Origin of the sequence: Gaetbulibacter aestuarii (genome assembly GCF_039537665.1) — a bacterium.
Classification (GTDB): domain Bacteria; phylum Bacteroidota; class Bacteroidia; order Flavobacteriales; family Flavobacteriaceae; genus Gaetbulibacter_A; species Gaetbulibacter_A aestuarii.
Genome location: NZ_BAABAY010000001.1, coordinates 515372 through 529890, shown reverse-complemented (window position 1 = coordinate 529890; position 14519 = coordinate 515372). Strand labels below are relative to the sequence as shown.

Annotated in this window: 14 protein-coding genes; 10 read left to right on the top strand and 4 right to left on the bottom strand. The window is 35.5% G+C overall.

The annotated features are described in order from the left end of the window. Positions 1 to 14 precede the first annotated feature (14 nt). The 4 genes from ABD682_RS02225 to ABD682_RS02210 all read right to left on the bottom strand — a co-directional run bounded on the left by ABD682_RS02225 (position 15) and on the right by ABD682_RS02210 (position 7076). Positions 15 to 1433: an amidohydrolase family protein gene (locus ABD682_RS02225; RefSeq protein WP_344738542.1), complete on the bottom strand. Its 1419-nt coding sequence runs from the start codon at positions 1431 to 1433 to the stop codon at positions 15 to 17. Positions 1434 to 1501: 68 nt separating this feature from the next. Further along, positions 1502 to 4090, bottom strand: coding sequence for a phosphoenolpyruvate carboxylase (locus ABD682_RS02220; protein WP_344738540.1), 2589 nt, complete (start codon positions 4088 to 4090; stop codon positions 1502 to 1504). Between the two features lie 142 nt (positions 4091 to 4232). Continuing rightward, the gene (locus ABD682_RS02215) at positions 4233 to 6596 is read right to left on the bottom strand and encodes a hybrid sensor histidine kinase/response regulator (RefSeq protein ID WP_344738538.1); all 2364 of its coding nucleotides are present in this window, start codon (positions 6594 to 6596) and stop codon (positions 4233 to 4235) included. 147 nt (positions 6597 to 6743) lie between these two features. Then, positions 6744 to 7076, bottom strand: a complete 333-nt coding sequence (locus ABD682_RS02210; RefSeq protein WP_344738536.1) for a single-stranded DNA-binding protein — start codon at positions 7074 to 7076, stop codon at positions 6744 to 6746. Positions 7077 to 7387: 311 nt separating this feature from the next. On the opposite strand from ABD682_RS02210, the gene ABD682_RS02205 reads away from it, so the two are divergent. The 10 genes from ABD682_RS02205 (at position 7388) to ABD682_RS02160 (ending at position 14365) form a co-directional block, all read left to right on the top strand. Further along, positions 7388 to 7873 (top strand): hypothetical protein, encoded by a 486-nt coding sequence (locus ABD682_RS02205; RefSeq protein ID WP_344738534.1) that lies wholly within the window; start codon positions 7388 to 7390, stop codon positions 7871 to 7873. Between the two features lie 157 nt (positions 7874 to 8030). Continuing rightward, entirely contained in the window at positions 8031 to 8426 is a 396-nt protein-coding gene (locus ABD682_RS02200) for an META domain-containing protein (RefSeq protein WP_344738532.1), read from the top strand. Positions 8427 to 8582: 156 nt separating this feature from the next. Then, positions 8583 to 8984, top strand: coding sequence for a hypothetical protein (locus ABD682_RS02195; RefSeq protein ID WP_344738530.1), 402 nt, complete (start codon positions 8583 to 8585; stop codon positions 8982 to 8984). Further along, positions 8977 to 9444 carry a DUF4265 domain-containing protein gene (locus tag ABD682_RS02190; protein WP_344738528.1) on the top strand — a complete coding sequence of 156 codons (468 nt, stop codon included), beginning with the start codon at positions 8977 to 8979 and terminating at the stop codon, positions 9442 to 9444. The genes ABD682_RS02195 and ABD682_RS02190 overlap by 8 nt, the downstream gene beginning before the upstream one ends. 161 nt (positions 9445 to 9605) lie before the next feature. After that, positions 9606 to 9992, top strand: a complete 387-nt coding sequence (locus tag ABD682_RS02185; protein ID WP_344738526.1) for a mannose-1-phosphate guanylyltransferase — start codon at positions 9606 to 9608, stop codon at positions 9990 to 9992. Between the two features lie 453 nt (positions 9993 to 10445). After that, positions 10446 to 10937, top strand: coding sequence for an RDD family protein (locus ABD682_RS02180; RefSeq protein ID WP_344738524.1), 492 nt, complete (start codon positions 10446 to 10448; stop codon positions 10935 to 10937). Positions 10938 to 11093: 156 nt separating this feature from the next. Beyond that, positions 11094 to 11972 carry an alpha/beta fold hydrolase gene (locus ABD682_RS02175; protein ID WP_344738522.1) on the top strand — a complete coding sequence of 293 codons (879 nt, stop codon included), beginning with the start codon at positions 11094 to 11096 and terminating at the stop codon, positions 11970 to 11972. 250 nt (positions 11973 to 12222) lie between these two features. Then, positions 12223 to 12624, top strand: a complete 402-nt coding sequence (locus ABD682_RS02170) for a hypothetical protein (RefSeq protein ID WP_344738520.1) — start codon at positions 12223 to 12225, stop codon at positions 12622 to 12624. Between the two features lie 139 nt (positions 12625 to 12763). After that, positions 12764 to 13555 carry a hypothetical protein gene (locus ABD682_RS02165; RefSeq protein WP_344738518.1) on the top strand — a complete coding sequence of 264 codons (792 nt, stop codon included), beginning with the start codon at positions 12764 to 12766 and terminating at the stop codon, positions 13553 to 13555. Between the two features lie 204 nt (positions 13556 to 13759). Beyond that, on the top strand, positions 13760 to 14365 hold the full coding sequence (locus ABD682_RS02160) for a hypothetical protein (protein WP_344738516.1): 606 nt from the start codon (positions 13760 to 13762) through the stop codon (positions 14363 to 14365). Positions 14366 to 14519 lie beyond the last annotated feature (154 nt).

Here is a 14519-nt window from a genome sequence, read left to right as displayed (position 1 = left end):
ATTATTTTCTGTTTTTAGCGGATTCCAACCTTACCATCGGCAGCTCTGAATAACTTTTCAGAACTATAGCCTATGCCGTTTCTAAAGGTGGTTTTAATACTGCGGATGGCACGGATGTCTTTACTAATATCTTCATCAAGAATGAGCAGATCGGCTATTTTGTTGGGTTCAATAGTTCCTATGGTATCAGCTTGCTCTAAATAGGTGGCGCCATTCAAGGTACATATTTTAACGGCTTCAGGAATACTAAAACCCATTTCAACAAAGATCTCCAATAAGCGCATGTTGGCATATCCTGCCACGATACGGCCGTCGTACGTAGGATCTGTTCCTGCAACCAATAAACCGCCCGCATCATGAAAAGCCTTTTCCCAAACTTTAGATTTATTGAAAAGCACATAATCCAGAGAATCCCGATTTTGTTTACTTGCCCAACGGCGATACACTTTATCCCGAGCGTCCTGATAAAGTGCTTGCAGACCGCCACCGGGAACGACTTCCCGTCCGGTATATGGTTCAAAAACATTAATGGTTGAGGTCACCGCTACTTTTTTATCTACAAGATGCCGGATCAGGGCTTTCATTTTCGGAGAATCCACAGGAAGATCCAACAGCGATTTGTGTTGTTTGAAAGGTTCGCATTCGTCAGGGGTTTTGTCTTCGATAAAATCACTGCTTGCCATAAAACCGTGTTCCAGGTTATCGATTCCAAGATCAGCAGCTTCACGATGGGTAATGGAACATAAATGCCCCGTAACCTTAAACCCGCGTTTATGGGCAGTTTCATTGATGGCTTTCAGATCGGCGCGCGTAATGTAATTGTATACTTTGAACGACGTGGAACCCATATTGGCATAAAAGTTAACTGCTTCAATGGCTTGCTGAGTTGATTTTAATGGTGAAATTTCTAAAATCCCCAATCCCTCACGATCCAGGAACGGACTTGTGGCATCGATCTTCGGACCGGGAACCTTGCCTTCCAAAATAAAATTCTTCAAATTAATATCGGTTTGCGGCATGATGCTTCCGGCGGTTCGCATGGAAGTTACGCCACCCGCCAGATATAATTTAGGAAAGCTGTAACTCATTTCATTCACGCCAAAGGTGCCTCCAGGAGTAGCCTTCGGATAGAATAAATGCTCATGTAACATCACCATACCTGGCATGACGCTTTTTCCGGTCATGTCAATAATGGTAGCGCCCTCAGGTACAGCTAGATTCTGGCCAACAGCCTCGATAATTTCACCATGAATGATGATATCCTGATCGGTCTTCGGAGCCGCACCGGTACCGTCAACAATGCTAGCATGTTGCAGCACATAAAGGCCACGAGGATGTGAAACGTAGGATTGTGTTTCTTGGGACAAGGTAGTTTGAGCAACTACGGAAGCACTCAAAAGGCATCCCAGTAGTAAAGAGAAAAAATGTTTCATTAGAAATTGGTTGGCTTGATTAATGCAATCAAGATAATCAATTCTATCTAAAAAATGGGACTAAACTTTTAAGCCGAGTTTCTACTGGCGTTAATATTACCAAATAATGATCGGGTTACGATTTTTTCAAAAATAGCCAACTGTTCCGTATCCAGGTTTTCCTCACGGCTAAGTTCTTGAACACGTTTTAAGGCGTATTGCTGAATGGTCAACAAAGGCAAAACAATAGATTCACGAACATCGATCGAGGCTTTTCCGGCAGGTTCATTTTCCATTAAACCTTTGTAACCGGTAACTTTCAGAAGCAAACGTTTTGAAGTCTTATATTCTTCAAAAATAATCTTCCAGAAGTCACCAAACTCAGGATCATCGGCCATATATTTGGTAAGGTCGAAGAAGGATTTAGTAAGCGACATCATACTATTCTCCAACAAGGTTTTAAAGAATTTCGAATTGGCATAAAGCTGCTCTACTTTGTCGAATTCATTATTGTCTTCGTATTTCTTGAGGGCTGTACCCACTCCGAAAAACCCGGGAACATTCTGTTTTAACTGACTCCAGGAGCCTACAAAAGGAATGGCTCTGAGATCAGAGAAAATGAGTTTATCGGATTTTGAACGTTTTGAAGGACGACTACCAATATTTGTTTTTGCATAGTATTTTAAGGTACTCATACGTTCCAAATACGGAATAAACATCGGATGATTTTTGAAATCCTTGTACGTTTGATAACTGGTTTCTGCCAGGTCGTTCATCACCTCTCGATCTTCATCAGACATTGGGATTCTGTTCTTACTAAAGCGATTAAAGAGACCGGAACTTATTAGTTGTTCCAGATTGTAGCGCGACGAATCCAGAGTTCCGAAATTGGAACTAATGGTTTGTCCCTGTATGGTAATTTGAACTTCTTTGTCTTCAATGGTTGGTCCTAATGAGGAATAAAACTGATGTGTTTTTCCACCACCACGGGCCGGTGGTCCGCCACGACCATCAAAGAAAATAGCGGTAATATCATATTTACGCGACATGGCAGTGAGCAATTCTTTCGCTTTAAAAATGCCCCAGTTAGCCATGAGGTATCCACCATCTTTAGTACCATCGGAGAAGCCTAACATGATGGTTTGCTTGTTTCCGCGTTTTGCCAAATGTGCTTTATAAGCCGGGTTGGTGTAAAGTTGTTCCATTACGGCAGGTGCATTTTCCAGATCGGTAATGGTTTCAAATAAAGGTACCACATCAACGGTAAGCTCATCTTTAAAGCCTGCAATTTTCAACATGGCGAATAATTGCATCACGTTAAGTGCTGTTTGGTTATTACTGATGATGTAACGATTTGCACCACGTTCTCCATTGGAGTTTTGAATATCCTTGATGCATCTGATAGTCTTTAAAGTGTTTACAACCATTTCATCTTCAAAAACATCCAGATCAGGAATATCGTCATCAGCTTTTGAAAGTATTTCGATCTGTTCCGCTTCCGATAGATCGTGATAATTATCTGGGAACGATGAGGTTCCGGTGCTTATTAAATGATCAATAACCGTATTGAAAACAGCATCGTGAATACGACTGTCCTGACGAATATCCAACGAAGCAAAATAGTAGCCAAAGAGATGAATTCTGTTGATTACCATGTTGATCTCAGAGTAATATAACGACTGGTGTTCTTCCACAATATGATCTCGAATACTCAATAACTCTTTAACGAGATCGCGGGCACTGATCATGTCTTCGGCATCCGGATTTAAACTGTACTGATACATGATAGTTTCCAGCTTAACGATGCGATCTTCAACACCTCTAAAAGTCAGTTTGCGTCGTAGATCTTTAAGATCCTCATAGTATTTTTTAAGAATGGATTGCTTGAGCTTTCTCGCTACCTTTATGGTTGTATCCGGTTTTACAAATGGATTTCCATCGCGGTCGCCACCGGGCCAAAAACCAATATTGATGATCTCGTTATGACGTTTACGATCGTCGTAAATATTTTGTTGAATGTAATTATAGATCTCACTGAAGGATTTGTAGAATACATTCTCCAAATACCAAACAAGACTTACAGCTTCATCATACGGCGTTGGTTTTTCGCGTTTGAAGAATGGCGTTTTACCTAATTGTCCGAAGAGGTTATTAATATCAATAAGATTATTTTCTTTGATCGCTGCAGACAGATCCGTAATGATTCCCAGAACCGAACCTGGATAAAATTGTGTTGGATGCGCCGTTAGTACAATGCGTACTTTAAATTCTTCCAAATAATTCCGTAATTCTTCCAAACGGTTGTCTGAGTTGGCGGTTTCCTTTAAGTTTCGCAGCGTACCAATACCTTCCATATTATTCACGATCGGGAAGGCAGCATCTTCAATGGCATCAAAAAGTACCACCTGACGCTCTATATATTGAATAAAACGAAACAATAAATTAATCTGACTTTGTTTACTGCGGCGTGCCTGATATTTTTTAAAGAAGGTGTCTACAATGGTTGTAGGGTCGTCGCCGTTCTTAAAACCCTTTTCGCAGGTTTCATGAAATAGCGGTAATAAAACACCGGTTTTGGTAATGGTATCAAACGGTAAGGTCATAAATATACTGTTGTATATTTGATATTTTGACAATACGTTTTGCTTGAATCTGACTAATTTTGGTTCTACGGACATATATATGTTTCAATGGAATGAAACATAAAAATACTAAAGCAAAATTGAAGCAAAGAACAACTTGCGAAGTTTTATTGATTTTATTCGATTATTATTCGATTATTATGAATAATTAAAAAAATTCCCATAAAAAATGGATATTTTAGGCTGTTTCCGAAAGCGCACCACCTTGCGAATAACGAAATATTTTTTGTAAGATAAGTTCTTTCTCAATAGGCTTTGTCATATGGTCGATCATACCCATATTGAGCACACGCTCTTTAGTTTCCTGAGTGGCATCCGCCGTTACTGCGATAATCGGCAGATCTTGTACTTTGGTTCCTAAAGCGCCGCTTTTAATGATCTCGGTAGCTTCATAACCGTCCATAACAGGCATTTGCAGATCCATAAGAATGATATCAAAGGTTTCTTCCTTTAATTTATCAATGGCTTCCTGACCATTATTGGCAATACTATAAACGATCTCAGATTTCGTTTTTAGGATGCGTGCTAAAACCATTTGATTCATCTTGTTATCTTCAACCATCAAAACCTTAACCGGCATTTCGTTTTCGGTTTTCGAGTCTTCAACCTTAGTTAATTTTGCTAGTTTTTGTTCTTGTAATCTAAAATCGATGAATACATCTGTGCCTTTCCCGAGTTCACTTTCAATTTTAATGTTTCCGTCGCATAAAGATAAAATGTGATTTACAATAGTTAAACCTAAACCAATACCACCAAACTTACGCTTATTGTCCAGACGCATTTGGTTGAAACTATCAAAAGCCTGGTTTTTGAACTGTACGTCCATGCCTACACCGGTATCGGAGATTTGGATGGAGAAGCGATGCACGTTATTAGGTTGTGGCGTACTTATTAATTTAAATACCACCTGACCTTTTTCGGTGAATTTCACGGCGTTGGATAACAGATTGTTTAAGATCTGTACCAAACGTTTGTCATCGCCAATAACGCGTTTTGGAATATTTTCATCGATTTCAGAAATGAATTTCAATCCTTTTTTCTCAGCTTCTAATTTCCAGTTGGTGCAGATCTGACGCATGGTTTCCTTCGGATCAAAAGGCTGCTTATTGAGTTTTAATTCATTCTTTTCGATCTTTTCAAAATCCAGAATATCGTTCACGTTACTTAATAAACTTACGGAAGCATTCTTGATAATATCGAGTGCATTCTTGATCTCCGGACTTGGGTTTTTAGCAATTTCATCATCGGCTACACCCATAATGGCATTGATCGGGGTGCGTAACTCGTGACTCATATTCGACATGAAATAGGTTTTCAAACCACTGATTTCTTCCGATTTCAATAGCGCTTCTTCCTGCGACCGTTCTTTTTCAATGCGCAGTTTTCTGATCAAATTGGTCATCGAAAGGGAAAGGAAGATCACCTCAAAACCCGATCCGAACTTTGCACTGTTCAAAGTGTAGAAATTGTTGGGTAACAAGCTCAGATTATTCATTACAAATCCTAAAAGCCCAATGACTAAAAAGAAGATACCAAAAGAGAAATACGGGTCGATCTTCATACGTTTAAAACGCATGGTAAAGGTTGTGGCCAGGATAAGTATCAGACTGAAAAGGCCGTTTAAATTACTAATAGGGTAGGCCAACTCCAGGGTTTTATCACTAATAAATACCAGCGCAAACAACACGCCGATGATACCGTAGATAACATGAAAGGCTTTTTTAAATCCGTTCAATTGGGTGTTTACTCTTAAGAAATGCTCACAGTATTTTAATAAGTAAAGATTGGATAACAGGGCGGTAATTAAAACCAGACGACTGTTGAAATACCCTCCGGAAGTGAACAGATATTCGTGTAAAAAACCATCCAAAGCTAATTGCATCAAGGCTATGGAAAGCACATAAAAACCGTAGTATAAAAAAGCTTTTTCCTTCAGACTGGAATAAAAGAACAAATAAATAATACTTGCTAAAAACAAAATACCGTAAAAAAGCCCGAGGAACATTTGCTGGTGGTAATTGTTTATCCAGAATGCTTCGGCAGAGTATAAGGTTAAGGGCAGGTTGATGGTTTCGCCATCACTTTTGTAATGAATATAAATTTGTTGTGCCTTTTGCGGTGGAAGATCCAGTTTGAAAACGGTAGAGCGGTGTTCTACCTGTTTTTTGCTAAACGGAATATCATCTCCGTTTTTAAAATGAGAGATCTTAGCCCCGTTTATTTGATACAGATCCACAACGTCGGTAATAGGGCGGCCGGTTTCCAGATAATAGGTTTTGGAGCTGGCATCGTTGTTCTCGATCTTAAATTTTACCCAATAGTTATCTGACGTAAAACCAACACTATGATTTTCGGATTCCAGATCTTTGTATTTTAAAAAGGAACTATGTTGCACGTCGGAAATCGAAAGATCCAGATTTCCGGCATTGGTGTATTGGGCGTATTCGTAAAGTTGACCTTTACTGTTTTGAATATTGTAAACAGGTTGCTGCGCGTGAAGACTTAGGCAGCCTAAGTAGGCTATTAATACTAATTGTTTCATGTTTGGGGCATTTAACAGCCTCAAACATAATGCATGACATGAGTAACCTCCTATTTTATCTGATAAAATCAAAAATAAATTCGTTAAAACGTTTTGGATACCTACGAAAAAAAGTAGAGGGCGGTTTTATACGCCCTCTTTTGTAAGTTATTTCCCTAGCATCAGGAGTTCGTTACAGACTACTTCGGTAATGTAACGCTTTTGTCCGTCTTTGTCTTCGTAGTTACGTGAGGTAAGTTTACCTTCAACGGCAACTTCTTTTCCTTTTTTAAGATATTTTTCAATGATCTCGGCCGTTTTACCCCAGGCTACGACGTTGTGCCATTGGGTATCGGTTATTTTTTCACCTTTATTATTGGTGTAGCTGTCATTGGTTGCGATATTGAATTTCGCCACCACTTTACCGGAATCCAAATGGATGACTTCCGGATCGTTTCCCAGGTTTCCAATCAACTGTACTCTGTTTCTAAGCGTGTTCATAATACTAAAATTTAAATGTTAAACAGTTCATTCTATCGCCATTCGAATTAGCGACAGGGCAAAGTTGCGATGGCGGGCAGCATTTACTCGGTAGTTAACTATTTAAATTCGTTTGTAAATGTTTGTAGTCGTTTGTAAACGGATATAAGTATAGAATACAGGATATTCATAAGAAAATTTCTATATTTAGGTGATGTATATATAATTAGGATATGTACACCGGTGAATATATACGTATGTTGGCTGTAATTTGCAACGTCAGGTATTCATTCAAGGTGAATTAATCGAAATTGAATTTAAATGGTAAATATTTGAAAAAGTTATTCCTTCTGTCTTTTTTATTCACTTGCGGATTAGGAATCATGCAAACTAATATTCCGTTTTTTGAACAAATTGCGTTTGACTTTTATCGGACTGAAATTCTAGTTAAAAATCCTGTTAAAAAGAAAATAAGTGTATATGAGGAGATTCAACCGTTTCAATTGACCGAAATTCCATTTTGGTATCCAAGATGCATAGATCAATTTGAAATTAAAGAACATGACAACTTTAAATCAAACCTTTCAAAAAAAAAGGTGTTAAACCTTGAAAATCTGGACCACAGCAAATTCAAAATAAAAGAATATGGAAAAGGCAGTTTTCCCAAACTTTTCGTCAGTCAATCACTACTTTTTAACGAAAACAGAAATTTAGTAGTTATTCAAGAAATTTATAAATGGAGTGCAACTTATTATTACATTGAACTCGACAATCACGGAAAAATAATAGACTGGTGTAGTGGTGGTTATATTGAATGAAAAACTACAGCCAACAGCGTATAAAATTTATTGCTAGATCCTTGCCTATCCGGAAAATCCTGCGGATTTTCCTACGGTTCCTTTTTATTTGCTAAATTGGTTACCTAAACACGCAACAAACCTTATACGAAACGTTAGCACACATTTGAGAAAAAATATGAGAATATTATTAATACTGACTTTAATTCTCGGAATTAATTCTTGCAAAGCACAATCCATATCGGAAAACAAACTTTACGGAAAATGGATTTTAGTTACGGAAACGGACTCTTTTCCTGACGATATTGAGCCACTTGCAGAAAATAACTCTAATTCGGAATCAGAATCTGGCTCAAAAGCGGAACTGAAAACCACTCTGACTTTTAATAAAGACAAAAAAATATTCATTAACCAAATGGGAAATGAATATGATGCAACTTATAAATTGACTGACTCAACTCTGACTATCGGAAATCGGAATTATGTTATAGTCAAAATTGACAAAAACAAACTGATTTATAAAAATAAAGGCGGACTTTTTGACAAGCATTATGAATATAAAAAAGTGGAATAAAAACGTGTGCTAACAATGTGTATAATTCATTGCTTAGGTTCTCGATTATCGGAAAATCCTGCGGATTTTCCTACGAGTGGTTTTTATTTGCTAATTTGGGTACCTAAAATCGCAACAAACCATACACGAAACGTTCTACGCAATTTAAAACAAACATTGAGCAAAGCATTAAAATACGGACTTCTAATTTCTGGAATTGTGATTATCGCAGTTGTCGGACTTATTGGATTTGGACTTCACGCAATGGAAATTGAAGACCATTATGGAGACTATCAAGAGATTTATTATGAATCAAAAGATTCGGATATAATTGTCAATGAAGAAACTTCTGAATTTGGAATAGTTGGAAAGAACTGGAAAAGATTAAATATTAGAACTAAAGAGAAAGATTCGACTGATTTATACACTTTTGTGAGTAAAGCAAGTTATTATTCGAACATAAAAGTATATCGACCGAAGACAACGATTGAGCGAATAGAACAAATGAATTTTAAAGATGTTCAAAAACTAATATCCGAAAAGAAAGTAGAATTAATATTCGAGCATCAAAATGAGTGAACAAGTAAAAATATTATTCAATTTTCATAGCAACATATTTGACGAACAAATGGTTGAAACTGTTTGGGCTAATAAAGTTGACCAAGAAAAAGGATACTATAAAATTGATAATATTCCTTTCTACATTCCGCTTGTTGCATCAGAAGACATTGTATTTGCGGAATTTGACGAAACTGAACAAATGCTGACTTATAGAAAGACAATTAAATATTCAGGTCGGACTGTTGTTCAAGTTGTCATTATGGACAAAACGACTGAAACAAATATTATTCGTGATATATTTTTTAAATTAGGTTGCGAATCAGAAAAAGCAAATGAAGGATATTTCTCAATGGAAATTCCTGCGAATTTGGATTATAAGCCCATTAAAAAGGAACTTGACAGAATGGAAAATGCTGAAATTATTGGTTACGCAGAACCTACAATTTCGGACAAACATCGAACTGAAGGTTACAGTTGAGAATAAAAAACTGCGTAGAACACCGTGTATAATTCATTGCTAGTACTAGCCTACTTACGAAAATCCTAGCGGATTTTCTATTCGGTTTGTATTTGCTAAATTAGTTGCTTAAACACGCAACGAAATCATACACAAACACGTTGTAGCACATTTGAGAAACAATGAAATCTGAATTAAGGTATATCGAATTAAAAAGCGGATTTGAAAATACTGGACCTGCTTGGATTGGATTGGCGGAATTCTCAAAATCTGGTCGCACTGTGTATTTTAATGGAAAAGCTCTTAAAAATTCAAAGGCAAAAGGAATTGCTGGAAATTTTTACGATATAGAAAACGGAGACGAATATTGGATTTCTGGAATAAAGAAAAACGGAACTGACCGACATTGGGCAGGTGGTGGAAAAATAATGATTGACAGAAAGGTGGTTCACCTATATTTGAGCCTGGTTGATTTTAAGATTTTGGATAAAAAACGATTTGAATTAGTTGATATTTTACCAACTGATAAGCAAAATTTTGCGGAATTGGAAAACCAGGAATTAAACTAAAAATTTTTTTGAAAAAATATATTAACATCGTTTTAGGCTTATTTCAAATTGTATTATCTGTTTACTGGATTTATCAAATAATATCCCTTTATTATAAATATAATTATACAGACATTCTTTTTGGTTTTAGGTATCCTAATTGGGTGCTATTCTCTAATATTTTATTAAGTATTATAAACCTATATTTTGGTGTAATATTAATCAAGGGAACTGTATCCATTAAGCGAAGTTATTTGACAATGTTAATTTTAATAATCATTGGAGGATTGATTAATATTCTGAGCGCAGCATAAAATAAAAACGTGCTACAACAACGTATAAAATTCATTGCTAGGTTCTTGCCTATCCGGAAAATCCTACGGATTTTCCTACGGTTCGGTTTTATTTGCTAAATTGGTTACCTAAACACGCAACAAACCTTATACGAAACGTTACCATACATTAAGAAAACCGATGATAGAAACAAACTTAACCACTACTGCATTAAAAACTGAACCAAATATTGGAAACCGAATTTTGGCAGGAATTGTAGATTATTTAATTATTTACACCTTTTTCTTCATTTATTTATATGCTTTTGGAGAACCGAATGATGAAGGAGGATATCATATTAGTGGACTTCTAGGTCTTGCGCCAATTCTATTTTGGGGATTAATGACTGTCGGAGTTGAGCAATGGTTTGGAGCAACACTCGGAAACTCTTTAGTCGGACTAAAACCTATGTCAATCCGAAAATCAAATGATAATTCAACTTTTAGCGGAACTGACGAAAAACTAAGTTTTGGACAATCTTTTAAAAGACATTTACTCGACCCAATCGATATGTTCTTTTTTGGACTAATCGGAATTATAACAATAAAAAACACCGAAAAAAATCAACGATTAGGGGATATTTGGGGAAATACAATTGTTGTGAAAACATCTGAATTAAAAAAAGCGGAATAAAAAAACGTATGGTAACAGCGTGTAAAATTCATTGCTAGTTTCTCGCTCATCGGAAAATCCTGCGGATTTTCCTACGGTTCGTTTTTATTTGCTAAATTGGTTACCTAATCACGCAACAAATCTTACACCAAACGTTGGCTACAATTTAAAGACCGAATGAAAAAAAATTTCAACCCAGTAATTCTATTCTTAACAATTTCAATTTTCGGAATTGTTAATGCTCAAGTTAAAATGAACTTTAAATTTGATATTCCCTATGGAAATAATCAGGATGTTGGAAAATTTGTTGAAATAAATGGTGCAAAAATTTATTATGAGGAATATGGGAAAGGTGAACCATTACTTTTAATTCATGGAAACGGGGCTGACATCCATTCAATGGGTAATCAAATTGATTACTTTAAATCAAAATATAGAGTCATCATAGCTGACAATCGAGGACAAGGAAAATCTGAGTTGAAAACAGATTCTTTAACATACACTCAGATTGCTAAAGATTGGGATGGTTTAGTTCAATTTCTTGAATTGGATTCTATTAATATTATTGGTTGGAGTGATGGCGGAATAATAGCCTTAAAGATGGGCATCAACAATAAGTCAAAAATAAAGAAAATTGTTGCGATGGGTGCAAATTTAAGACCAGATACAACAGCAGTAAATAGTTGGGCACCCAAAAGTGTAAGAGAAAGAGATGTTGAAATAATGAAAAAAATAGCTAAGGGTGACAGGACTCAAAATTTAAATTTAAGTCACCAACTTCTTGGATTGCTATTAAATCAACCAAATATAAGTCATAAGGATTTGCAAAAAATCAAGGCGCCTGTTTTAATTATTGGTGGTGACCGCGATATAATAAAAAATGAGCATTTTGTCGAAATCTTTGAGAATTTACCAAAAGCTCAGTTATGCATAATGCCAGGAGAAACACATTTCACACCTGCCTCAAATCCTGAATTATTTAATGAAATTGTTTATCGATTTTTATCAAAACCTTTTAGAAGACCAGACTCTAATTGGACAAAATGGAAGAGATAAACTGTAGCCAACAACGTATAAAATTCATTGCTAGGTTCTTGCCTCTCTGGAAAATCCTGCGGATTTTCCTACGGTTAGGTTTTATTTGCTAAATTGGTTGCTTAATCACGCAACAAATCATATACGAAACGTTACCACACATTTGAGAAAAACACTCTACATATTGACAATTTTAGTTTTCGGAGCAACTTATGCTCAAGAGAACAAGACTTCTGATTGTAATTTACAAACGGAAAATAAAATATGGAAAATGGAATTTGAAAAAGCGGAATCTAAATCAGAACGTATTGAATTGATAAAAGCTAAAATCAAAGCCGACTCAATCTACAAACAATCTGAACCGGAAATAAAAACTGTCCATTCCGCTACAATTTTTAACGAACACGAAAACCAAAACGGAATAGAATGCGGATGTAAAATATTATTTGTTTTGCATTATAAAAAACGGAAATCAATAATTGTAAATTTGAACGAAAAGCCTGAATTAAGCATCGTTGTGGATAAATTGAATTCGGAAAATGTTGAACGAATATGGTACGAATTTAAAAAAGAGACAGCCCAAGCTGTTTATGGAGTAAGTGGAAAATGTGGTTTTGTACAATTGCGAATAACTGACAGAAAATTGAAACGATTAATAAAAAACGTGTGGTAACACCGTGTATAATTAATTGCTAGGTCACTGCCGACTTACGAACATTCCTGCGGAATATTCTATCTGTGATTTATTTGCTAAATTAGTTGCTTAAGCACGCAACTAACCATACACAAACCGTTATGCTCAATATACTGATATGAAATTAATTGTTCTATTATTTATTTTTCTTAGTTCAGCCTCCGTTGGTCATCCTCAAAAGATTAAGGAAATAAGAAGTGCTTCGTCTGTTCAAACTTATAACGAAGAAGGTGAATTGATTAAGGAGGTTTCCTATCCAAATGCTGATTATTCGGAAGAATGGACTTATGAATATTCTAAAGATTCTCTAGGGCGAATATTAACTAAAACGTCATCAATTTTTGGTACTAAATTCCAAACAATCTCCTATGAATATAACGACTCTTTAATAATAACAGAATCGATTCATCAACTAACTAAATTCGGAATTACTGTTTCTAATGTTTTCAAGACTTATGACAAATTCGGACGAATTAAAACTCATTCAGTGATTGATTCCCTTCAAAATGACACTATAAAAACAATAACACACTCTTATAATTCAGACACCCTAACTTCAACCGAGCTAACAAAAAAATTTAAAACTATAATTAAGGAATATAGAACAGAGACTTACAAATATAGAAGTGAATTACTTATTTATCTCAAAACAGGTGATACCTCTAGATATGAAATTGAATTGATCTACCCTGAAAATGATGAAGGGATATACAAGAAATTAAGTTGGAAAATGGATAATTGGTCTTTGAACGGTATAAGTGCACCTGAATATGAATTATTCGGACAAAGTGGACATGCATTAACAACTAACACTAGACGAATCAAAAATGAACATGGACATGTTACTAGAATAATCGCCACAACTAATAGAAAAAAGACGATTCATGACTTTACTTACGAATATTATTAAAGAGCATAACATTCTGTATGAAATCATGGCTATTAGTGGTGAAACGTGTCTTTAGTGCTTCGTAGTAGCCCGTCAAATCTGCGATTTGACTCGCTTTGGGGGGAATAATTTAGCCAGTCAAATCGCAGATTTGACTAAATAGTAAAACGAAACTTTTGTAACTTAAATCAGCCACGACTCATACAGGGGACGTTAGCAAACATTATGAGAGAACCCATTAAACTTTTTTCTTTTATTCTTCTAGCTCTTTGCTTTTTTGGTTGCCAGAATAAAAAGAAAGGTATTAATGAAATAAAAAATACCGCTAAAGAATACAATTACAGTCGTGAATTTATTAAATATGATTTGGGAAACAACATCACGGAAGATTTAGAAATCTATATCAATAAAAATAACGATACACTCAGTTTCCAAAAAATCATATATAATCGGAATATTATTGACAGTTCTAAAAGTCGATTTTATAAACTCAATTTAAATAGAGATGAAAAATTAAATATTTTAAACGGTAAATTGACTTATTGTTACGATTCGATTAAAGATGGAAAACTAGTTGATTTTACTTTCTCCGCCGTCAGCAAACAAAATGATAAAACTAAAATTGTAGACTTTAAAAACTTTGATTCAAAAAGAAAATTTTTAGAATTTAGTTTTGGGAACAATAATGACACATTAATAGGTGCAATTTTTGCCCAACATGCCAAGGACACAATTGAAAATGGTGAAAAAAAAGTTAGGATAAGAGAAATTTTACTTCCTGTTGATAATTATTCCAAGACTAACAATCCGTTTGTAGAAATAAAATTATAAAAAACGTTTGCTAACAACGTATAAAATTTATTGCTATGTTCCTGTCTTTCCGGAAAATCCTGCGGATTTTCCTACGGTTCGGTTTTATTTGCTAAATTGGTTACCTAAACACGCAACAAACCTTACACGAAACGTTGTGTGCAACCAAAAAATA